Here is a 25,626-nt window from a genome sequence, read left to right on the forward strand (position 1 = left end):
TGTAGTTAATAGTTTTTGGTGCAAGTTTTAAACAGAAAATTATTCTTTCGAAGTAGAATCTTTTACTTTATTCTTCTCCCTTTCTTCAACACGTTTATGCCAATCAGCACTTTCTTTGTTTAAATCGTAACCTTGTTTTGATAAATAGTTATTGATTCTTCCTTTGTATTTACCAAACCAGCCGTGTTTTTCTTTAGATGAACCACCGTCCATTGCATGTTCTCTGGCTTCAACTAAAGCTTTGTAGATGTAGTCTTTTTGCTCTGTTGTTAAATTTGGCAACATATCGTTGTAACCTGCCACAGTAATAGGAAGTACGCCATAAGTCATTCCGTCTTTAACTTCGGTGATTTTATCTTCTGATAATTCTTTACTTAATTTTTTAATGTAAGATTTATGCAATTTTGCAATTGATTCGTCTGCTTTTGCTTTCAGTTTATCAATTTTCTCGTTTTGCTTTTCTTTAGCTAAAGAAGTATCTTCTTTTACTTTTTTGATTTCAGCATCTCTTCCGTCTTGGATTTCAGTTAAATCTCTAAATTGCTGAGCAATGATATTTGAAACTGCTTTTTCTTTTGCTTCGTTTTTTAAATCTAATTTGGTAACGATTTTTGCAGCTCTTTCGTTAGTAACTTTTACATATTCAGGATCCAAATGTTGTTGCGCATTTAAAGTTGAAAATGCAAAAACCAGCGATAATAAACCAGCATTTATTTTATTTAGTGCCATGATTTTTTTCCTTTTTAGCATAATTATTTTAAACACATAGAAACATAGTTTTTTATAACGTCTAAAGACGTTTCACTTATTCTAAATACACAGAGTAAGCTATGTGAAAGAAATGTATTTCTCTTTTTATTCTTTTAATAAAGCTTTAAATCTATGTTTCTGTGTGTTCAATAATTCTTTCTGTTTTTCTTATTTTAAATCTAATAAAGGTCTAACTAAAGTTTCTTTGTTATTAGCTAAATCTTTCCAGTTTACTTTTATTGCAGGGTTTACACCATTTATGTAATCTTCAATATTAGAGTAACCATCTCCGTTTAAATCTCCTTTTGCATCAGATGGATCGTTTGGATTTAAACCGTATTTTTTCTCCCATGCATCTGGCATACCGTCTTTGTCAGTGTCTACATAAGGTTTTCCTTTGTATTCTGGATATCCTCCTACTTGAGAAATATCTGTAATAATTCCTTTTTTATAAGAATCCATCGGTAAACGTCTGTGTTCGAATTGGTAGAATTCTTTTTTCTCTAATCCTTTTGCATATTCTGGAACTCCAGTTTTTACTGTTCTTACGATTCTTTCGTCAACTTTATCTCTAATTGGCAAAGTTGCTCCAACATTTTTAAGTACAAATTCATAAGACTCTTCTGCAGTCATGAATTTGTTGAACCATGGCATTGGGAAAGGTTTATCTGTTTTCATTTTAGCGAAATACTCTTTTGCTTCATCATACGCCATTAACTCTCCTTTTTTATTTTCTAACTGAATTCCTCCATCCCAGTTGTCTTTAGTCACTTTATCGTTACCGTTAACAACGTTTCCGTTTACGTAAGCTCTACCAAAAACCATGTATGGTAATTTGCTTCTTCCAGATTCTGGTTTTAAAATTCTATAACTGATTGGCTGTGTTAAATCAGTTACAGGTCCTGGTTTGTAAAAATTGTTGATGATGTTATAGTTTGCTGTGTAATCGCCGCCATCTGTAGATCTATTGTACCAGTTGAAAACTACGTTATTTACGAAATTGAAAATTCCGTTCCAACCGATAGAAGGGTTTCTTCCAGCATTATTCGCCCACATATTTCTCATAAAAGAACAGTTTTCCCCACCTAAAGTACTTCCGAAAGCGTGGTTGTAAGTATCTAATGCTTCTCCGAATAAACTGTTTTGGATTGTAATATTTACTGTTCCAACTTTAATATCTGGATAACCTGGTCCTGGATTGTACATATGTCTGTAGATTGACATATTTTCGTCTAATCCCCAAGTTGCAGAAACGTGATCGATCATAATATTTCCAACAGGATTTCCTCCGATAGCATCATCACGACGTCCTACGAAAGTTTCTCCACGACGGAAACGTACATGTCTGATAATTACATCATGCGTATCGATCCAAGTTGATTCTCCTGCAATACAAATACCATCTCCAGGAGCTGTTTGTCCTGCAATTGTAATGTAAGGCGCACGAATAATTAAAGGACTTTTTAATCTGATAATTCCAGCAACATTAAATACCACTATTCTTGCTCCTCCTTTTTCGCACGCTTCACGCAATGTTCCAGGCCCGCGGTCTTCTAGACTTGTTACCGTATAAACGTTTCCGCCGCGACCACCGAAAGTAAACATTCCACCTCCTTCAGCACCTGGGAAAGCAGGAATTTCTGCCTGAGGTAAATCTGTAGGTCTTGCTGCCCACGGAATATAAGGTTTTCCATGTTTTGCTTCTTCTTCAATAATAACTAAAGCTTTTTCCCAAGCTTCATCAGAAAGTTTTTGGGCTTCTTCTTTAATTGCTTTTTCCTGCGCTTGAACTTCCGGACTTATCTTTGGATATTGAGCAAAACATTTTGCACTTCCCAAAAAAAGCAGAGCTGTGATAAATAATGCGGAATTTTTCATGTTATTTTTTAATTATGGTAATTCTTTTTAAACAAATCACCTGTATTTCTTAAGATACAGGTGACTGTTTTTTGTATTATAAACTATTATTTAAGTGGGTCAAATGATCCGCCCCATCCTTGAGTTTGCTCTAAATATGGAGAAGAATCTAATAATGATTGATAAATTCCGAAGAAATAGTATTCATTATACCATGTAAACTTCCAATTGTTTGTTGTAGGATCTAAATTATCTCTTTCTACAATTTTAAAATAATTGGTATACATATAATCTAAATACGCATCAAAATTAGCCAATGTAGTTCCGTTTATTGTTACAGGAAACGAAGCTGGTTCTCTATTAAGCACAGGTGCATTACCCGTTGCTACATAAAATGGATCAGCAGTTCCGATGTAATTTGTACCATCAGCTTTCTTTGCAACAATGTAATAAGCTGTTCTTCTTGTTCCATTCAATGGCTTAACTCCAAGTCTTGATGTAGTTGCACCAGCATCAAAAAGTTTCCAACGTCTTAAATCATAAAAACGCTTATTTTCGTATGCAAACTCAATTGTTCTTTCGTTTAATACTGCCGCAAAATGTTGATCTCTTGAACTTACTGCAGCCAAACCATAATGTCCGTCACCGTTTGTAATTCCTGCACGGGCTCTAACTGATTCGATCAAAGTTTTTCCTTCTGCCAAACTACCAATACCGATTGCACTTTCAGCCAAATTCAAAACAACTTCAGCAAAACGCATTTCCATATAATCAGTTCCGCTGTTCAAATATCCTGCAGAACTGCTTGATGCTTCATTTGTTGCTTTTCTAAGATAAATACCACTTGAGTTAGCTCCTAATGTTTCTGTAAATTTATCAGGATTTGGTGCTGCAGTAGTTGGTGCTTTACTATACCAGCTGTAAGTCCATTGTTTAAATGCTGTATTTTCAGCATATTTCCAAGTTGCACCATTGTATGCAAAAGTTTTATAAAATCTAGGATCTCTATTTTTATAGAATAATACAGGATTGTAAGCTGGATTTCCAACTATGCTTTTACCATCTGCCATAGGAAAAACGTCAACCATTTGCTTTGTAGGTGAAATAGCTCCATTTCCTCCTGATGCTTTAGATCTTACCGCTCTTTCCCATCCATTATTTTTTTGAGCATTTACTATTGTAGAATTGTTAAATCCAAAAACGATAACTGCTTCAGGATTTCCTACTTCTGCAAGCCACATATTTCCCCATGCAGTTCCATTTGCTGTTCCTCCAACTGAGAAAAGGCCTTTTCCATCTGCTTCTAAAAGTGCTTTCGCTTCAAGATTTGCATCATAGGCACGTTTCCATCGTTGTGCATCATCTGTTGGATTAAAAAGCGGACTTGCCCATGTTAATAATACTCTTCCTTTAAAAGCTGCTGCCGCACCTGCTGTAATTCTACCCCAGTTTGCAGTAGTCCATTTTACATCTTTCAATAATTCTTTTGACTTATCTAAATCTGATACAATTTGTTCGATACATACTGATGTTGGGCTTCTAGGAATTTGAGAAACGGTAGATCCTTCATCGATAATAGGATTTTGAGCGGTTAATACAATTGGCACACCACCATACAATTTTACCATTTCATAATATTGATACGCTCTCCAGAAATACATCTGTCCTTTTAACGGATTTTTATCTGCATCCGCCATTCCGTTTTTATCAATTTGCTCTAAGAAGATATTAATCTGTCTTAATCTCGTCCAAGTATTGTTTGCAATACTTGAAGAAACTCTGCTTCCAATGTAAGGAAGGCAGTTTGCATTGTTTGGAGAAATGGTTGCCCAAATTTTATTCCAGTTTACTTCGCCCGTTAACTCTTCTGTTGTTTGCGAAAAATCGTCATTTCCACCAGCTGCTAAATCCCATGTATTAACTGCTGCATTATTTCCCGGCAAAAACAATCCATAAACATAATCAACATATCCAGTAGCTAATGAAGGAACTTTAAACACATCTTCATTTACACCGTTAAAATCTTTTTTCTCTTCAAGAAAATCATCATTACAGCTAGCCAAAGATAAAGCTGCTAAAACTGTAGTTAAACCTACTATTTTTATATATTTTATTTTCATAATATCGTATTTTATGAGTTATTAGAATCCTAAATTAAGTCCCAAAGAAATTGTTCGTAAAGTAGGATAATCTAAATAACTACCGTTAGCTTCCTGAAAACTATATGGATTATAAAGATTAAAAGGATTAAGCGCCACAAGATTTAACTTACAGCTATTCATTTTAAGAGCCTTTAAAGCATTTTCTGGCAATGCATAACTTAGTGTTATGTTTCTACAAGCGATTCTAAACGAATCAACTTCCCAAAATTTAGATGCAACTGAGTTTATAGATTCAAAAGCTGGATTTGGCATTGATCCATTTGGATTAACTGTTGGATCATATATATCATTCCAAATTGAAACTGTATTATCTACTATTTGCGGAATTTTAGTTTTTAAAGATTTTCTTGCTTGGCTTCCAATATCGCTCCATCCATTTCCAAACGAAGCATTAACAACTGTATTCAAACTAAATGATTTATAAGCAAAACGCAAAGTAGTTCCTATAGAATATTGAGTATTTGCTTTTGAAGCCAGCTGTACTTGATCGTTTACATCGATAATACCATCTGGAGCTGCAAATTTTCCATTTCCTAAATACGCACCTCTTACATCTGAGTAATACAACATTCCTGGTTTAAGATTTGCTACTGCTGTTCCAAACACCGAAGTAATATTATACTTACTCACATATGCATTTATATCCTCCTGAGTTTTGAACATACCTATGTAATCATATCCCCAAACTCCATTATCTGATGAATATCCAGGTTTAGGATTCCATGGTTTTAAGATGTCCTCATCATTAAAATCTCCTTTAATAACTTTATCACCTGACCAGCCAAAACGTAAATCAATTCCATAACTTGTGTCTTTACCAATTTTATCAGACCAGCCAACAGATAATTCATAACCATATGTATCTACCGAACCATAATTTTGTGCCGCTACTGTTCCTCCGATAGTAAAAGGAAGATTACCAGTTTTGTTTAAAAGCAAATTAGTTCCTACATTATAATACGATTCTGCTGTAACACTTAATCTATTATTTAAAAATCTAGCATCAACACCAAAGTTCATTTTAAGTTCATCACTCCAAGTTGCGTCAGGATTTGGAGAAGCCTCCATTTTCCATCCATTTGTCAAGTCTGAATTTCCTCCAAAAACACCACCTTTGTAACCTTGGAAAGTATAACGTTGTCTCCATAACCAAGCCTTAGTATCATCTTTTCCTAAAAGACCAACAGAATATCTTACTTTAAGGAAATCTATAACTGAAGATTTAAAAAAGTCTTCTTTTGACATTACCCATCCAACAGATGCCGAATAAAAATTACCCCAGTAGTTTGCAGGAGCAAACTTTGTAGAAGCATCAGATCTAAATAAGAACTCTGCTAAATATTTGTCATCATATGCATAGTTTACCCTTCCAACATATGATAAAGATCCTGATTCACTTTTTGTAGTAGAACCATCAATTGGCCCAGTCGCTGTATTAAACTGCCCATTTGTACCTTCTAGAACGTTTGATTTAAAAACAACTTCATTATTAGATGTTGCTTCAGATCTTTCTATTGCAAACAAACCACTTACATTATGTTTTCCAAAAGTACGATCGTAAGAAAAGTTTAAATTATACTGTTGAGATAAATTTGTTGTATTTGAAAAATACAAACGATTTCCGTTATCATAAAATTTTGATCTAAGCGGTGGTGTTGTGATATCGTCATTATAAATATGACCATTAGTTCCCAAACCTGTAAATTGATACAATGTGTATCCAGTACCAACTTGAGTTCCTCTTCCACTACCCATAGTTCTAGCATATGCTCCTCTAGCCATTAATCCTTTTACGAAAGGAAATTTGTACTCTGTGTACATATTAATGGTCATTGTAGTAGCTGTAGTTTCAGCAAGATTATTTAAACGTTTAATTTCGTTATAGTGATAACGCTGATTACCATCATTATTATTAGGAAGCTCCATTGGAAGTCCATTTACATAATTTGGAATGTACGGTACGTGCATCAATAATTTATTGTAATCATTCTCTTCAACCTCTCCTCCAATTTTATTGAACGTTTTAGTCTGATCTGAGTAAAAACCAGACAACTGAATTCCAGCTTTCCAATTACTAGATAGTTTAATATCAGTACCAGCTCTAAAATTCCATTTTTCATAATCTAGAGTACTTAAGTTACCATTTTGTTTATAGTAAGAAACTCCAGCAAAATAAGTAGCTTTATCTGTTCCGCCACTCACATTTAAGTTCTGTCTTAAGTTAAAAGAAGGCTTCCATTCATCATCTAAATAGGTGTTCTTTAAAGTTTTGAAATATTCCAATTCATCGTCTGAAAAGAAATACTGAGGATCTGTTACAGGCTGATTGTAACCATTAGGTCCATTCATTATATTCACATACTTTCCAAACTCATATGCATTTAACGTTTTTGTCTGGTATGTTTTGTCATTGATACCGTAAGAACCACTATAAGTAAATTTTGGATCTCCTTTTGTTCCTCTTTTAGTTGTTACTAAAACAACCCCTTGAGCAGAACGAGCTCCATAAATAGCAGCAGCCGCATCTTTCAAAAATGAAATACTTTCAACCTCAGATGCGTCTAAGTTATCAAACAAAGTACTGTCGTTTAAACCTTGCGCATCAATTTGTAACACACCATCAATTACATACAATGGATTAAGATTTCCACCATCTTTTGCTAATGAATAAGGCTGACGAATTGTTAAATTAGATTTTGCTCCAGGTCTTGTTGATCCACCTGAAACTCCAACCCCTAAAACTCGTCCTTGCAACGCAGTTCCTAAATCACCAACAGGCAGATCTGAAATTTCACTCATCTTAGCGGTCACTACTGAACCCGTAAGATGGCTTTTCTTCTGACTTGCATATCCTACAACCACAATGTTTTCTAATTGATTTGAATCTTCTTCTAATTTCGCATCAATTACTGTTCTTCCTGAAAGAGGTAATTCCTTCTTTTTCATTCCAATAAAAGAAAAAACTAATGTTCCTCCAGCTTTTACTTTAATCTGATACTGCCCATTAAAATCTGTAGTGACAGTATTTTTTGTAGACTTTTCAGTTACGTTTACTCCAGGCATTACTCCTCCTGAATTATCTGTAACCGTTCCTGTCACGGTTACAGTTCCTTGACTGTTTGTTGTTTGAGCATAACTCAGCACACTCATCAGTGTAAACAAAAGAAAACTACATCTTTTTATAAGTGCTTGTTTCATAAATGTTTTTGTTTTGGTTAGGTTATTATTTAATGTTAGTTAGTCATGGTAAATGTGCCTCTTTATTTCTCTAAGATTTTAATGAAAACTTAAAGCGATAAAATTAAATGTTAAAAACACATTTATTTTTTTGTATCCCAAAAATATAACGATGATACATTACAACCGTCCTGCACTATCCTGCTTTAATGGCATTATCTAAAAAAAAGCAACTCAAAAAAACAATATTAATAAAAAATAGAAAGAATATGTATGCGATATCGAAAAATTAGGCAATATGTTTACGCATAATTAAATAGAAAGATAGCAATTTTAAGAAATGCAGCAGTATCTTCATCAAAACTAAAAATTAGCTGTTAATTTTGCAAAATAACACTGTGAAGCACTGAATTTTAAAGCGTTAACTTTACACTTATAATTCAAATAAGAGGTTTTTACTTATCTTCAACAAGAGATATTAGAGTAATAAAACTTACAAATATTACAGCTTATGGGTTTTGAATATTCCTTAAAAATTTCACAAAAAATATTTTTTTTTTAAACGTAAATTCTGACCAATACTTTTTATAAGTGTAAAATGAACAAATATCCAGAATTCGCATCAAAAATAGTTCACCTAAAAACTATTAGAATAGCAGAACAATCAAATATTTTTGAAAAGGAAGTTTTTTTGTCGCGGTTAAAGTTTATTTACTAGGATTCCATCCGTTTAAAACTAAATCCCTAGTGTATTTTTTACCATCTGCTTTTTTTAGCTGATGCGACCATACAACTCTTTGAGACAAATCTTTTGCGCTCGATCCTTTACTTCCCAATTCAGCATAATACGCCGTTTTATCTTTATTAGGAAATCTGGTATCAATCCATGCGTTCCAACCTTCTGGTGCAATATGAGAACCAATATCAGTATTAATGAAAACTGTTTGAGCGTATGGTCGCCAAGGTCTTCCCAAAAACACTTTATCTACCGATTTGTCTTTTGCAGTAAGTTTGCAATCAACAAAAACAAAACCGTAAGCTTGTCCTTGTGGTGTTGAAGCTGCTGTTATATAAGAATTCGTTAAACTTTCGATAGTACATTTATAAAAATAAGCCGTTGCAGCACCGAAAATAAAATCGGTTGTTCCGTTGATAAAACAATTTTCAAAATAAACTCGGGTATTTCCTTCTGATAAATAAAGCGTATCTTGATTTGCTAAAAGATTGCAATTTTTCACCACAACCCTGTCGCTCTTTATGTGAAGCGCCACCGCCTGTCCTACTCTTCCTGCTGTGTTTTCGACAGTAAGATTTTCTAACGTACAATCATTTCCTTTAATTAAAAAAGAATACGAAGTTCCAGTTCCAAACTCTTTTTTGCCCGATGCATCAATTTCTCTTAATGGTTTTCCTGAATAATCATCAAATGAAATAATGGTTTTATTTCTGTCAAGACCTTTTAAAGTAATGAATGGCTTAGTCGCTGGAATCTCTAATTTCTCCACATACTTTCCTGGCTTTATCCTAATTACAACTCTTTTTTCTGAATTGTCTTTTACATTATTCACCGCTTCTTGAATAGTTTTAAAATCTCCAGAACCGTCTTGTGCAACGGTTAATGCTAATTTATTATCGAGCGTTTGAGCTGATAGGGAAAGTGTTGTTATTAAAAATAAGGTTAGAATGTATTTCATATGTTTTTTATTTTTTTGTCATTTCGACCGAAGGGAGAAATCACACTAGAAATTCTGTACTGAATGCAGCCAATCTTTGTCGAGTTACGAGTGTGATTCCTCGTTCCTCAGAATGACAAACTTTTCGCTTACTTCATTTTAATGCGACATCCAAACCGTCATTTCTCCTTGCCCTTTATTTCCCCAAGCAAAATACGGAATTAGTTTTACAGGTACCGAAGTCGCATCTTTAGAAGAAAGCGGTTTGTATAAAGTTTTATTCCATGAATTATTCGGATTTATAAAAGCTTCTGCTTCAATACTTACTAAGTCTCTATTGTTTAAAGTAAAATGGTTCGTTGTAAATTTAGAATTCAATTTTAAAGCAACATCATTTACGCTTGTTTTTGCAGGAAGCTGATCTGACTCTAAACAATACACCAAAGGCCCTCTTTTTACCGCAACTTGATTTTTAACTTCTTCAACCAACGGATTAGCTTCCATCAATTCAACTGGCATTGGAAGATTCAATTCAATAACATCTCCTTTTTTCCATTTTTGGTTTAATTTCAAATAAGTTCCAGAAACGATTTTATCATTAATTTTTGAATTATTCACCGAAACTTCAGCGTTCTGACTCCAACCCGGAATTCTTAAAAAGAAATTTTGTAAATCTTTTGGAGCTTTTACAATTTTCAACGTTATTTTTCCGTCCCAAGGATAATTAGTTTGCTGTTCCATTTCGATTTCTTCTCCATTTAAAGATTTTGTTTTTAATTGATTACTTCCGTATAAATTTACATACAATCCTTCTTTTGAAATATTGTAAGCGTAATTACCAACTTCAGCAATAGTTCTGGTTACGTTTGGAGCACAACAGTTTGATAAAGCGATATAACCTTCACGTTCATTTCCCCATCTTTGGTGAAATGGTAAATCGTTAGAAACATTTAGCGGATTGTTATAAAGGAATTTTTCTCCTTCTAAATCCATTCCCGAAAGTACACTATTGTATAATGCTAATTCAACGATATCAGCATATTTGGCATCTCCCGTAATTTGAAGCATTCTCCAGTTCCATAGAACATTTCCAATGTTGGCGCAGGTTTCTGTATGTGCTGTTGCATTTGGCAGTTGAAAAGGTCTTCCATACGCTTGATGGATTTTCTGAACTACCGTCGGATCATAAGACGTTCCGTCTGGAGAAACACCATCGTATAAAGAACCGCAAGCGCCTGTAATGTACATTTTGCGATACGTTACATCATCCCAAATAGATTCTAAATTGTCCAATAATTTCTTTTCTCCAGTTTCTGCATATAAATCAGCAACTCCGGCGTAAAGGTAATTCGCTCTTACAGCATGTCCCATTGCAGTTGTTTGCTGCCTGAACGGAATTCGATCTTGATTATCATCGGTTCCATCATTTGTAGTTCCGCGAATGTCAATTAAATTATTGGCCAATTCCAGATATTTAGGATTCTTGGTCGTTCTGTACATTTCGACAATTCCCATATAATGAGACGGACAAATTGCATTTCGAGTCAATTCTGGCGAAGCTTTTTTGTAGAAATCATATAAGAAATCTGCAACTCCTTTTCCAATATTCAAGAAGTTCGTTTTTCCTGTGGCACGATAATGAATACAAGCTGCAGTCATTAAATGTCCCATATTGTATTTTTCAAAACCCAATTGTTTTTTCACTTCTTCTGGCCCTAAAGTTCCCCAGCGTTCGTCAATTAAAACCGGCGTATGAATATAACCGTCTTTACGCTGTACTTTCGCGAAAAGCGCAATAGCTTTATCCATTTCCGCATCGAGTTTTTTATCTTTTGTAACGGCATAAGTCGCAGCCATTCCTTCAAAAATCTTGTAGAAATCACCATCATGAAACGAAGGTCCTTTAAAAGTTCCCTTGCTTATTCCTGCTGCAATTTCGAAGTTTTTGTAAGCATGCGAAACTTCATCGTTATGATACAAATCCCACATGTAAGGCAAGGTGTTTTTGGTTTCTACATCAAATTGTTCTTTCCAAAAACCGTTTATCCATTTTACATCTTGCAGGCCTACACTCTGCAGTTTCGAATACGGACTTTGTGAATTAGCAACCAAACCTTTGTTCTGCGCAAACATTACAGTTGAAAGAAATAAAGAGGATATGATGATGTTCTTTTTCATTTTGAATTAATTTTTTGTTTGCCACGAATTACACTAATTGCACTAATTTTTTCTTTTTCTTGCCACAGATTAAAAGGATTAGCATAGATTATTTAGTATAAAAATCATTCTAATCCTTTTAATCTGTGGCAAAAAACTAATTCGTGGAAATTAGTGCGATTCGTGGCAAAACCATTTTTTATTTAATAAAGAAATTAATGGTTCTGCTCATAGAATCTCCGTCTGCATCTTTTACCGTTACTACGAAAGAAGCAAATCCTTTTTCAACAGCTGTAAACTGAATTTCTTTTCCTTTTAAAACCACTTTTCCATTTTTAAGATCCGAGAAAGTATACACTGGTTTGTTTTCATAACCTTTGAAATAATCTGCAGCACTTAAAGTCTTTTTATCTCCAGAATTCACAAAATAATGAGGTTGAGCAAGCCAATCTAAATAATTATCCAATTGCGTAAATCCGTCTTTATCTGTATCTTGATTTGCATCTGAGAAATCTCCAGCTTTCGAATTTTCATTTAAACCAAAAGCTTTTTCCCACCAGTTTGGCAATCCATCGTGATCTGTATCCCAATCTGCTGGACGAGTTTCCGACGCAAAATTTGGCCATCCTCCTGCATCCTGTTCGTTATCAATCATGCCACCTAAACCACTTTTGCTTCCTTTGTAAGTGAAAGTTCCTTTTAAAGTTTCATCTACGATTCTATTATCGTGTTTATCAAAAAACGGCTGATTCGCCCCAACATCTGAAAGTACATTTTTATACGCCGCTTTCGCTGATTGTGTTTCTACGTAAGAAGGAAAAAACGGTTTATCTACGAAAGTTTCATATTCTACTTTCTCATTATGACTTATAGTCGATTTTCTGCCTTTATCCTGAGATTTCTCATCAAAATAACCCGGCATAATGTTTCCGACAAAATAATAACGCTGCATACCTTTTCCAACACCTTCATGCTGCGCATTTAATGCCACAAATATGGTAGTTGAAGCACCTGGTTTATAAAAATTGTTTACAAAATTTACTTCGTTAGCTCCTCCGTCAGTTGTTCTTCCTCCCCAGTTGTAAACCACATTGTTTGTGATATCCAATCTTCCTGTGTAATAACCGTCACCGTTTAAACCACCGCCAATACTCCAGTTTCGACCTTGATTATGCGCCAGTAAATTATGATGAAAACTACCAATATCACCGCCAATAGTCGCAGCAAAACCGTGCATTTTTCCAGTAGGATATTTATCATGTCCCGCCACATTTAAAGCTTCTGAAATTAAAGTTCTTTGCAACGAAATATGATGCGCACCACGTGAACTAAACGATTCATCGATCGTCCAGCTTATTGAACAGTGATCAATTATACTATAATCTGCACCTGTTAATCCCATTCCGTCAAAAGTTGTTCCTCCGCCAATACGCACTGTTAGAAAGCGAATTACTCCATCATTTCCTGTCAATCCAATTGGTGCTCTGCTGATTGTGATTCCTTCTCCCGGAGCTGTTTGTCCCGCAATAGTAATATAAGGCTGATTTGCCACTAATCTCGAAGCCAGTTTTATATTTCCCGAAACATTAAAAACGATCGTTCTTGGTCCAATTTCCTGATTGATCGCATCACGTAAACTTCCCGGTCCGTCATCATTTAAATTGGTTACTTCAATTACTTTTCCTCCACGTCCACCAACAGCATAGCGACCATAGCCTTCTGCACCCGGAAAAGCCAATTGTGCAGGTTTAAACGACCATACATTTCCTAAAGTCACTTCACCTTTAGTATCAACTTCATCGACTCTCCAATAGTAAGTTGTACCACTGTATAAATCAGAAACTGTAAAAGATTTGTCCGTTAGTTTTCCTTTAAATTCTTTTGAAGATTCAGTTGCATTTTCTACTGCATTTTTATCTTCACCGAAATAAATTTTATGCGATGCTACGTTTTTTACAGCGTCCCATTTTAGAGTTAAAGTTTTACCCACTTCAACATGTTCGTCTCTATTTTTAGGTTCCGGAGTTCTTGCCTGATTCATCAAATTTGGTGTATCAATTTCAAAACCGTTAATTACAATTTGCTTAACAACATCTGGATTAGAAGTCGGATCAATTTCAAAACGAACAATTACATCTTTTCCTTTTTCAGCATTAAAAGTAATATACGCCATCGAAGCATCAATTTTAGCATTGGCTCTCTGACTCGCATTTACTGTTTCCTGAAGTTTTCCGTTTATGAAGATTTTGATTGGAGAAAAAGTTTTCCCTGTAATGACATCAAAAGCGTTATGAAAAGTCAAAAGTGTATGTTTTCCCGATTTCAATCCACTGATTTTTAATTCCAAATTTTCGGAAGTAACCAAACCGTCGCTTCCTAATTTGTTGTAAAACGGAGCGCTCATTCCAACTTTGTACCATTTAGAAGTAAAGTTTCCTTTTAACTTAAATGATACATTATTAAATGATTTTTCAGCTTCTTTACCTTCATTAATCACCCACGAATCATAACTTGGGGCATGAACTTCTTCCAGTCTTCTTTGAAAAAAGTCAAAGTCAACTTTTACAATTTGTTTATCAGTATTTTGAACTGATTGTGCTTGTCCATTTGTGGTCAAAAATAGGGACAAAACTGCAGCACTTATTAATTTCTTTATCATTTTAATTAGCAATAGTTAGTTTAATTTCGTTTTCTCTGCTTCAGATTTTCCTAACAGATTTATAATGTCTTTTTTTCTTTCTTCTGGAATTACTTTTAAAACCTTCAATTCTCCATTCACGAGTTCGGCTTCAATCGTAGTATTTTGTTTAGCATGTAATTTAAAATGAACATTCCACTCTTTCGGCCACGCTGGAAAAAGATAAATTTTTCCGTCTGCTTCCTGCAAAAGCATTTCCTGCATTCCAATCATTCCCGAACCGCCCCAATTATGATCTGGAACCCAATCAAAACCTGGTCCCCAAAATGCTGGAAAACGTCTTTCTGAATTGGCCATTTTAAGTGTATTATATTTCATCGCTTCTTCAGTTAATCCCAAACGAGCCGCGAAAATATTGTCTTGTTTCCATCCAATATGGCTTCTAAATTTTAAAGCATCAGGATCGTATTTCCATGTATTTAAAGCCGTTTCTAAATCAGGTTTTCCAATGCCGTAAATTCCCCACGGATAAACGGGATACAATTGCGGAACTTCCGAATTATTTACTCTTTCCCAAGTTTTTGCAGGAAGTAAAACTTTATGATTTTCAATCTGCCCGAAATTTAAAGGCGGAATTCTGGTTTGAAATGCTTTTAAATATTCTGAATCTTCTTTGGACAATTGATTTCCAGAAAGGTTCAAAAGGCTTTCTGTAATTACCCGTAAAGCCGAAATCGTACTATTGGCATTATTCGCCATTTTATACGTTTCTGCACCAGAACCCGGAAAAAGAATTAATTTTCCGTTTCCATCCAAGGCTTTTCTTCCTCTTTGTTTCGCTAAATATTGATAATGCTCATCAAAAAATCGAAGACAGCTTATAATAAATTGATTGTATTTTTGAATATCTTCTCCAGCATATTCTTTCTGCTGCAACATCATTTGGCAGAATTCTAAAACCGTGTCCCATTCGTATTCCAGCCAGGCATTATATTCCATTCCCGGATCGTAATCTGCGGGACGTTTCCATTCGTATTCTGCTGGATTTGGAAGTCCGAAGTTTTCTAATTGTTCTGTGAATGATGCACCGTTATGTTTCCAGTAAACTTTGCTTCTTAATTCAGCATTTTTTTGAATAGTCAAATAATAATCCAATTGCGATTTCATCATATCAAAATCACCACTTTTTACCATCGGAAAATAGACTAATCGCTGGTTTTGAGCCGTCATAGTTCCTCCTCCCCAATTTCTAAAATCAGGCGTAAAATTCAGATCTTTATTCGTGTAAACAGGATCAACCGTAAAAAGTCCGCCATTGAATTTGGTTGGATATTTTCCGTAAGCATTGCATCCCAGCATGTATCGGAACAATTGATAATTCTGCCCAATTTGATACACCGAATCTTTAACAGTCGATTGATTTTTTTGAGTGAAAATAAAACTGCGATTCCAGAAATTATTCCACCATTTTTGAGTATTTTTTTCTGCTTGTTTTGTTGTGTTTTTGTTTGCCGAAATCAAACTTTTCAATCCATTATCCCAAGCAGTAAAATCAGATTGATTGGTGTTTAAATAAATTTCTAAAGAATGCTTTTTGGATGGTTTAATGCTTGTTAAATTAAAACCTTTAAAATCAGTATCCTGATATTTTCCCAGATACGTTCCATCTGGTTTTAAGTTATCGCCTTTCATAAATCCTCCGAAAGTCAAATTAGCAATCGGGTTCAACATTTGGTCTTTTACCGATTCCATTTTCTGTTGTTTAACCGCTGCATCAAAAACAGTATTTTCTCTGTTTCTATGATAAAATTTGATGCCGTCATTCTCAAACGAAATAGAATCTTTATAGGTAATAAGTTCTCCCTGAGGTGCCCATTTATAGGAATTAGCGTTATTTTCTTTCCCTTTCGGATAACGGTTTTGATAACGCCAGCTTTCATAAGAAGCCGTCATTTTCAACGCATTTTTACTTTCTAAATCAACATGAATAATCGGTTTAAAAACATCCACCCAAAGTTTGATTTTAGTTTCATTCTGCCCAACCAAAACATAGCCGTCTTTCAATTTCAATTCCTGATGAAAACCATCTTTTCCCTCAAACGGATTCGAACTTAAAGTCACTTTTACTCTTCCTAGTTTCAATAAAGTATTGTGTTCGTCGAAAGTCCCGCTTCGTGAAAAATAGAAATACAAATCGCCTTTCTCGACCCAAACATTCAGACCAATATCACCGCCTCCTAAAGGCATCGATTCTGATGAATTATTGCTCTGCGTCGTCCATATTTGATTGTAATTATCAAGCGCAGGAATCTGCGCTTTAAGGCAAAGCGTTGTGAAGAGAAGTAGTAATAGTATATTATTTTTCATCGTTTTCTTTCCTGCAAGGTTTTTAAAACCTTGTAGGTTTATTTTTTTAAAAAATTTTCTCTCGCAGATTTAGCTGATTTGGCAGATTTATTTTTATCTCCTAAATCTGCCAAATCAGCTAAATCTGCGAGAGTTATAAATAAAAACATTAAATCTTTGTCGAGCTACTCGCGAAGATTTCTCGTTCCTCGAAATGACAAACTAGGTATCAATTCACAATTTACAATTCACAATTAACCATTATAAATCACCATTCGTCTGTTCTAAACGAAGAAACTGGTAAACCTCCCGCACTAAACAATTCCGCTTTTGCGAAATCTTTCCATAAATAACGAACTGCCACTGGATTTTTTACTTTATCAGAACTCAAAACCACAGATTTTCTTCTTACAACCGTTTTTGCTGGATAAAAAACTTTGTCTGCTCCTGCGATTTCAAAACCTAAAACTTCTTTGTCATAAGATGTAATTCCGTTATTAACATCATCAAAAGAAACCGTTAAAGCACCATCTTTTATTTCCATCGATTTGTATTTCGGACTTTCGAATTCAAAACCTTCAATTCCGTACGTTCTTGCCAAAGCTTGAAAAGCCAGACGGTTTCCTCCTTTTTCCTTGTCCATTGGATGAATGTTATTTTCTTCTCCAACATCCATTAAAACTCCCATTGCTGAATTCGGAATTTCCTTTGAAGCCTTAAACTGCGCTTCTCTCAAATAAGCCGAATTGTATTTTTCTAAATAATCTTTTGGATGAAATGAAGCATAATTAAACGGCGCAATCTGGGCGAAATAAAAAGGAAAATCTCCCTGATCCCACAATGTTCTCCAACTGCTGACCATTTTCTTCATTAAAGCAGTATATTCAGAAGCTCTTTCGTAATTCGATTCGCCCTGATACCAAATACAGCCTTTGATTCCGTAACCAATTACAGGCGAAAGCATTCCGTTAAATAAAGTCGTAGGCACACGGTTTGGGGCTTTTGCTAATTCTTCTTTTGTAGTCGGAATTTTGGCGCTCGCGAAATCTTTCAGCATTTCTTTGTTCATCCACGCTTCCATGCTTGAACCTCCGTACGAAACATGAATTAATCCCACTGGAACATTCAAAACTTCATGTAAAAGCGATCCAAAATACCAAGCTGTAGCACTAAAATTCGAAGTCGATTTTGGAGAAGCTTCTTCCCATTTTCCTTCAAAATCTTGTGAAGGTTCTAAAACCGTTGCTCTTGGAACTGTAATTAAACGAATGTTTTTATTAGTTGATCTTACGATGATTTCGTTCCCGTTTTTAACTGGCTGTCCTTGAAATCCTTTTAACGGCATTTCCATATTTGACTGTCCTGAACACAGCCAAACTTCTCCCAACAAAACATTTTTGATGGTTACTTTTTCGTTTCCTTCTGAAACTTCAATTGTGTAAGGTCCGCCAAATGAAACAGTTTTCAATTCTGTATTCCATTTACCAGAATTGTCTGCTTTTACTTTGTAGATTTTAGAATCCCAAGAAGTTTTAATTACGACATTGGCGTTTTTTTCTGCCCAGCCCCAAATAGGTGCGTTTGATTTTTGTTGCAGCATCATGTTATCAGTAAACAAAGCTGGTAATTTGATTTTTGCATTGATTTGAAAACTTGCTAAAATCGTTAATAATGCAATAATTGATTTTTTCATATTGTATTTTTTTTCGCTACGAATTCACGAATTATTATTAAATTCAGATTAATAAAAAATTCGTGAATTCGTGGCTAACATTTTATTTTTCTTTTAAAATACTTACCGGCCCAAACAATCCCGCTTTTAACAACGGTTCTCCTTCTAATCTAAATGGCGCTGTTGTCCACGTTAATCTTTCTTCTTTTGGCAATTTTTGATCGCCGATTAATCTATTTGCCCAGGTATTTGTGACTTTAATTTCTATTGAATTTTTTCCCTTTTGTAAAGCTTTTGAAATATCAGTTTTGAAAGGGAAAGTCCAAAGCGTTCCACAGTCTTTTCCATTGATTTTGATTTCGGCAATATTTGAGATTTCTCCTAAATCCAACCAGATTTTATTAGAATCTTTTCCTTTCCAAACAAACTCTTTTTTATAAACTACTGTTCCAGAATAATACTTAATCTGATCATTATTTAAAGTGCTCCAATCAAAAAGTTTATTTGTTTTTACAACCTCTTTTGGACCTTTAAATTCAGCATCAAACTGCAATTCCCAGTTTTCATCTAAAGTCTCAACTTTTTCAAACTCAGATGATTTTCCTTTTGTTAAAACTTCTTTTGTTTCATCTTTAAAAATCACAAAACCAGATTCGTTGGCCTCTAAAGTTATGGAAACAATTGTTCTTCCGTTTTCTATTTTCCAATTGGACAAAGCCGTAGTTTGATCTGTTACGGGATTGTACCATTGCGGCACTTTTCCTGAAATTCTGAAAGATGCCTCGAAAGAACGTTTTTCCGCTTTTTGATTGGAAATGAAATAAATATCTTCTGTATTCGATTTACGATGTGTCCATGCCAATGTTTCAGCTTCAGAACGCTTTAAATTAGGGAAATAAATATCCTGAGTAATTCCGATTGAAGCAAAATCATTTCCTAAATACGGTAATTTAATAACTGTTCCTTTTCCGATTTTCCATGTTGATGAATTGGAATTATTCCAGATTTCATCAATTACATTTTGCCATTTTTTTTGATCGGCTTCTGATTGAATTCCCGGCTGAATATTTGGTTTTTCATCCACAAAAATGGTTGCTCCGTCTTTTAGCAATTGTAATATTTTTTCAGCTGAAGCCAAAGACAAAATTTTATTTGGTGCCATTTTGTGGCTTCCCGGAAAGAATAAAGCGCCATATTCTATTCCTCCATCAAATGTCACTTTTCCGTTTGTAACTTTCGCACGACTAATTAAAACATCAGCATTAAAAGAATCATATTGATAACCATTTAGCGGATTAATCCATTGTGATAAATCGGTTATGTTTTTAGAATAGGTCACTTCTTTTGGCATTTTAGCCGTTGGCTGACCTTCATTTTCTAAACGGATTTTCTCGCTTTCCAATCTTTCTTTTCCGAACACATTTGGGATAAACGGAACCAAACGATCTGGAACAAAAGAACGGGAAGGAAAATCTTCGCCAATAAAAACTGCTAGATCAATTACAGGTTTTCCTTTTTGCAATTGAAACTGCACTCTTTGACAATAATCAAACCAAGCTTGCCCAGGCTTCCACCAAGTTTGGTCTCTTTGGAAAAAGGTTCCAATATCGTCCAGAGTCATTCCTGGTTTTCTGTCCGTCCACGGATTATGCACAAAAACATGATAGAATAAACGGTTGATTCCTAAAGTGTAATTACGGTCTGCTGTTGTTTTTAGATTTCCGGGATGCTCGTCCCAATCCATCCTCAGAGCCGTAAAAGATTCAGCCTGAATAATATCTTTTCCGTAAATATGTCCTCCCGAAATGGCATCGACCATATCAAAAGGTTTGTCGTGCGTTGGGCTTTTCAGCCAAAATTCTCCACCCGGATAATCAACATATTTATAATGCAACAAAGCATCACTCATCATTGTTGGCGCAACGTTCTCTGAACTTAACTTAACGTTATATTCTTTGGCGATTTGTGCTACAGTTCCGTAGAAATTATCGGCAACTAAATCGGCAATTGTTTTTCTAACATCGTATAAAACTTTCTCAGAAAAATCGGCACTTTCAACTGGAATTCCAGCCATTAAAGGCAAATATTCGACAATATCGTAACCACGTCTCTTTTTAAATTCCGCCTGAAAAACCGAAGACCAATTTTGACTTCCGCATTCCCAGCTGTCAAAATGAAGGATTTCCAGAACTTTTGAAGCCAGTTCTGGCCCAGCCGAACGAACAGCTTCTCCAAACCAATGATCTAGCTGAAAACGAATTAATTCAGGATTGAATTTATCTACTTCTAATCCTTTTCCTGCTCCGCCTGTTGCATTTTCATGTCCTGTAGAAGTATGTCCCATTCGGATGATTTTCCATTTTCCTTTTGGTGCTTTCCAGTTCAAATTTCCATCGGCATCAACGAAATTGGAAATATTGATAATTTCTGCTTTTTTGAATGCATCAGAGTTTGGAATTTCTTTTTCAGTAGTCTGCGGAGTCAAGCGCCAAATTGCTCCTGACTTTCCTTCGTAATTATTAATCAGTGATTGGTTCGAAAGTGTAATTTTACTCACTTTCAAATTCTGTTTCCACTTTGCAAAATCTAAATCTTCTGCTCCTGGCTCCGCTCCCTTTGGATCATAAACAAATCGGAAATATTTTGCTGTAACTGGCGTAATAGTATGTGTATTTGGGAAATCCATATCCTGCCAACCATGACGTGGTGCAATCATTCTTTCGTGGAATCTAAAATTGATTCCGTCATCGCTCACTTCTACAATAAGACGTTGTGCCTGAAAATCTCTTCCTTTTGTTTCAATGACAATAGATTTGCAGTTAAAAGGCTGTGCAAATTCGTATTGAATCCAACCTGCATCTGCAAACTTAAAGTTTTCGTCTTTCTTCGGATCAGCCAAAAACGAAGCATCAGTATTGTTTGATGTCGTTACTTTTGGCAGTTGCATCTGCGAAGTGATTTCGTATTCTTTAATCGGAATCGCAAAAGTGGCAATGTCTTTATAATAGTCTTTGTAATGGATTGGAACTGGCAGTTTTGAGGTTACTTTTTTTCCGCCTAAAATTTCAGTTGTTGACCAAACTACTTTCTGCATTGACATTTCTGGTGTAATCCACGGCCCGCCTGCAACAGCAAATCCGTCAGCTCCGTGAAAAGCTAGTTTCAAACCTAAACGATCTGCTTCTTTAAAAGCCCAATGAATCATATCCCAAAATTCAGGACTCAACTGTAAAACCGGCGGGTCTATCAATGGTGGATTTGCCGGGCCTTTAATAGTCATTAAATAAGCGCCTGCGATTCCTGCTTGTTTCATAGCTTCTAAATCGGCTGTAATTCCTGCTTTAGAATACGCCGATTTCATCCAATACCAATACACCCAAGTTTTGGAGGATTCTAATGTTGATTGAAAAGATTCTTTTTTATGGACTTCCTGTGCAGAGACAAAACTCGCCAAAAGGAGGATAAAAAAGAGGTGTTTTTTTTGAAACATTATTATTGCTTTATTTCGTTTGTAAACCCGACAGGTTTTTGAAACCTGTCGGGTTTATACATTAATTTGTTATTATTAGACATAGCCAATGGTTTCAACCATTGGGACGCAACGTGATTTAACAATACGTTTCCCGAGGTTGAAACCTCGGGCTATATTTGATAATCTTTGTCGAATTTCTTGTGTGATTTGCTTCGCCCGTTCGCTATCGCTCTGGTCTCGTTCCTCGAAATGACAAACTGTATCGCTTAATCTTTAGTTCTTAATTTTAAAATTATCAATTACTAATATTTAAACTTCTTCAAACTACTTTCCAACTGATTCTTAGAACCGCTGAAAGGCATTAAATAAAAACTATATTGATAATCTCCTGATTTAATCTGATATTGTTCCAATGGCTGTGCAACCAATGTCCAGCTGTCGTTTCCTCCTACTCCCATTTGGATTAAATCGATATTTACAGTCAAAAATCCTGGATCTTTCAAATCATACGTATGTCCTGATGCGCTTAGATTTTCTTGTGTGTATGGCCAAGCGCTCATACTTAAAACTTTGGTATCGTTTACTACTAAAAACCCATTATTTTTCTGAAGAGTACTTAATGCCATCCATCTTACATCACATCTGTTTCCGTTTTCTTGTGGTTTTGGATAATGTTCGATAAAATCATTTATTGGAAGCGAATATTTCCCAACAAACGAACCGAAACTTCTGTCGCTGTAGTTTTCCAATTCTCCTTTACCGTACCATGAAATTTGGTCAAATTTTCTTTGAACTCCCATCTGCATTCCAATTTTTGGAATGTTTGGCAATTTGTCCGAAGCTTTCAAACTGTAATCTACTTTTATCACTCCGTCTGGGCTTATATTGTAAACAACATTTACGTTCGCACTGTCTTTTATGATTTCGTAATCGCTTGTGATTTTGATTTCCGAAGCCGATTTATCAATAGCAATATTTACCAACTTTGGTTTTGCTTTATACCATTGTTTCAACAACTTTTGCGATTTCCATCCTCTTTTATCATTGTCCGTAAGTGGTCTTACGAAGTTTGGCAATAAAGGTGCAAAAACTTGTTCTTCTCCGTTAAAAACATACGAACTCAAAGCTCCGTTTGTTTTTCCAATTGTAATATCAAAAGTTTTTCCTTTGATTTTGAAATCTGAATCTGATTCTGAAACGTTTAAAATTTCTTTTTTGGATTCTAGCGAAACTGCCTCTTTCCTTTTCACCACAAACTGATCTTCCGCAACAGCGTAACCTTTTGAAGCCCAAAGCTCGTCTTTTGAGAGCTGGAATTCTATATTTAAAATATATTCGGCACCATTTTTCATTTTTGGCAGATACGAACTAATATCTAAAGTTATAGATTGTCCTGCCTCTACTTTTAATGGTTTTAAGATCTGAGTTTTGATAACATTTCCGTTTTCTAAAACTTTTAAAATCGGAGTATAATCTTCTAAAGATTTAACTGCCTGACGATTTTTGATTTCTAATTTATTGCCATTTAAAGTCGAAATCGCTGGCTGATACACCCATTTATTCTCAAAAATAGAGCCTTTTGGTTTTCCGTTAGAATCTACAATTCCTTTTGTGTTGAAGTTTCCGTCATGGTATTTTTCGCCAAAATCTCCTCCGTGAGCAAAATAATTCTGACCTGATCTGGAATCAAATTTCACTAATCCTTGATCCTTAAATTCCCAAATACAACCTCCAATAACTCTTGGAAGTGAACGGAATTCATCCCATAATTCTTTTAAATTTCCAACTGAATTTCCCATTGCATGAGAATATTCAACGAAAATAATCGGACGAGTATCTTTCTTTTGATCGACTAAAAATTTCGGTGTAAAAACGCCTGGATAAAAACGGCTTACCATATCGACATACGAATCATCTTGTGGATTTTCGAATCGGTAAGCATGATCGATTGTTTTTGGATATCCTGGATCAAGCGGATCAATATAACCGTCTAATTTTGCATTCCCTTGTGCAGGTTCGTAATGTACAGGACGCGTAATATCAAAATCGTGAACCCAACCTGACATTGCAGCATGATTAGGTCCTTTTCCACCTTCGTTACCTAAACTCCACATCACAATAGACGGATGGTTTTTATCGCGTTCTACCATTCTAATCATACGTTCCATATAAGCGTTTGTCCACTGCGGATCGTTGCTTAATTTACCTCCAATTCCGTGTGTTTCTTGATTGGCTTCGTCCATTACCATGATTCCGTATTGATCGCATAATTCGTAGAAATAAGGATCGTTTGGATAATGGCTCGTACGTATAAAGTTGAAATTAAATTTCTTAATCGTCGTAATATCTTGTTTGATATCTTCTCTCGTAACCGCTTTTCCTCTTGTTGGATGATGATCGTGACGGTTTACACCATAGACATAAGTCTCTTTTCCGTTGATAAGCATTTTTCCGTTTTCTTTCGAGAATTCAATCGAACGGAAACCCACTTTACAGCTTTTGGCTTCTGTAACATTTCCGTTTTTGTCTTTTATAGAAATGACCATCGTATATAAATTCGGTTCTTCTGAACTCCATTTTTTAGGATTTTTAATATTTTCTTGGAAGAATCCAAAGCGAACATTATCCAAACGAGGATAACTTTCGTTGATTAAATCGATTACAGATCTTTGAAGCGGTTCTTTGAACATTGCCGTATTATTGGCATCGTACAACTGAACATTCATGGTATAATCTTTCACTTTTTCTCCTGTAAGGTTTTCTACTTTTGGTCTTAGTTTAAAAATCGCGTCTTTATATTCTTTGTCTAGTTTTGTTTGAACAAAGAAATCCTGAATACGCAATTTTGGTTCCGCCATAATGAAAACTTCTCGCTGGATTCCGCTCATACGCCAATGATCCTGATCTTCTAAATAAGAACCATCTGTCCAACGAATTACGCGAACTGAAACTATATTTTCTCCTGCTTTTAAATATGGTGTAACATCAAATTCTGATGGTAAAAAACTGTCTTCTCCATAACCTAAAAATTCTCCGTTTAACCATACTTCAAAACCTGAACTTACAGCTCCGAAATGTAAAGTTACAGTCATATCTTTCCAGTTTTCAGGGACGGTAAAACTTCTTTGGTAAGAACCAACTCCATTATAATCTTTAGGAATATAAGGCGGATTTATAGGTCTAAACGGATAAACGGCACTTTTGTAAATTGGGTTATCGTGTCCTTTCATTTCCCAATTTGAAGGCACTTCGATTTTATCCCAACCTGAAACAGTATTTTTATAGAAATCCTTTGAAGCTAAATTTAAGTTTACTGCATATTTAAAGTTCCAATCGCCATTCAACATTTGGATTCGGCTTTTGGTTCTGTCGCCTTTTAAAGCGTCTTCAACACTTGTGTATGAATAGGCTGTTGCTCTTGAAGGCTGTCTGTTGATACTTGTAACTGTTGGATCTTCCCAAGGTGCAAATTCGTATTTTTTATGCAATTCTGGAACTCCCGCTGGTTCTCCTGTTACGGATTGTCCTTGCGTGTAAATTGTGAACAGTAAAATGTAAAATGTGAATACTGATTTTAGCATCGAAAATCGAAACCTTGAACAGTTATTATTTTGAATTGGTTGAAACATTCTTTTGTTTTTAGTTTTTTTGTCATTTCGAGGAACGAGAAATTCCGCAATTATAATCGACAGTCTTTGTGGTTACGAGTGTGATTTCTCCTT

The 25,626-nt window shown here is 35.1% G+C and carries 11 protein-coding genes; all 11 read right to left on the reverse strand.

The features are described from left to right. Positions 1-39: 39 nt before the first annotated feature. On the reverse strand, positions 40-729 hold the full coding sequence (locus BOW55_RS04630) for a DUF3826 domain-containing protein (protein WP_129023174.1): 690 nt from the start codon (positions 727-729) through the stop codon (positions 40-42). 189 nt (positions 730-918) lie between these two features. After that, positions 919-2,628, reverse strand: coding sequence for a polysaccharide lyase (locus BOW55_RS04635; RefSeq protein ID WP_129023175.1), 1,710 nt, complete (start codon positions 2,626-2,628; stop codon positions 919-921). A gap of 86 nt (positions 2,629-2,714) precedes the next feature. Beyond that, a complete protein-coding gene (locus BOW55_RS04640; protein WP_129023176.1) occupies positions 2,715-4,727 on the reverse strand; it encodes a RagB/SusD family nutrient uptake outer membrane protein in 2,013 nt (670 codons plus the stop codon). A 21-nt stretch (positions 4,728-4,748) separates the two neighbouring features. Then, on the reverse strand, positions 4,749-7,967 hold the full coding sequence (locus BOW55_RS04645; RefSeq protein WP_129023177.1) for a SusC/RagA family TonB-linked outer membrane protein: 3,219 nt from the start codon (positions 7,965-7,967) through the stop codon (positions 4,749-4,751). Between the two features lie 686 nt (positions 7,968-8,653). Next, entirely contained in the window at positions 8,654-9,640 is a 987-nt protein-coding gene (locus tag BOW55_RS04650; protein WP_129023178.1) for a pectinesterase family protein, read from the reverse strand. 138 nt (positions 9,641-9,778) lie between these two features. After that, the gene (locus BOW55_RS04655) at positions 9,779-11,797 is read right to left on the reverse strand and encodes a glycoside hydrolase family 127 protein (protein WP_129023179.1); all 2,019 of its coding nucleotides are present in this window, start codon (positions 11,795-11,797) and stop codon (positions 9,779-9,781) included. A 178-nt stretch (positions 11,798-11,975) separates the two neighbouring features. Further along, a complete protein-coding gene (locus BOW55_RS04660) occupies positions 11,976-14,435 on the reverse strand; it encodes a polysaccharide lyase family 1 protein (RefSeq protein WP_129023180.1) in 2,460 nt (819 codons plus the stop codon). A 15-nt stretch (positions 14,436-14,450) separates the two neighbouring features. Beyond that, positions 14,451-16,781, reverse strand: coding sequence for a DUF5703 domain-containing protein (locus BOW55_RS04665; RefSeq protein WP_129023181.1), 2,331 nt, complete (start codon positions 16,779-16,781; stop codon positions 14,451-14,453). 247 nt (positions 16,782-17,028) lie between these two features. Next, positions 17,029-18,453 (reverse strand): sialate O-acetylesterase, encoded by a 1,425-nt coding sequence (locus BOW55_RS04670; protein ID WP_129023182.1) that lies wholly within the window; start codon positions 18,451-18,453, stop codon positions 17,029-17,031. A gap of 82 nt (positions 18,454-18,535) precedes the next feature. Continuing rightward, complete coding sequence (locus BOW55_RS04675; protein ID WP_129023183.1) at positions 18,536-21,922, reverse strand: glycosyl hydrolase; 3,387 nt, start codon at positions 21,920-21,922, stop codon at positions 18,536-18,538. Between the two features lie 284 nt (positions 21,923-22,206). After that, the gene (locus BOW55_RS04680; RefSeq protein WP_129023184.1) at positions 22,207-25,533 is read right to left on the reverse strand and encodes a glycoside hydrolase family 2 TIM barrel-domain containing protein; all 3,327 of its coding nucleotides are present in this window, start codon (positions 25,531-25,533) and stop codon (positions 22,207-22,209) included. Between the last annotated feature and the right edge of the window lie 93 nt (positions 25,534-25,626).

The sequence above is a fragment of the Flavobacterium sp. YO12 genome (assembly GCF_004119495.1).
Lineage (GTDB): Bacteria > Bacteroidota > Bacteroidia > Flavobacteriales > Flavobacteriaceae > Flavobacterium.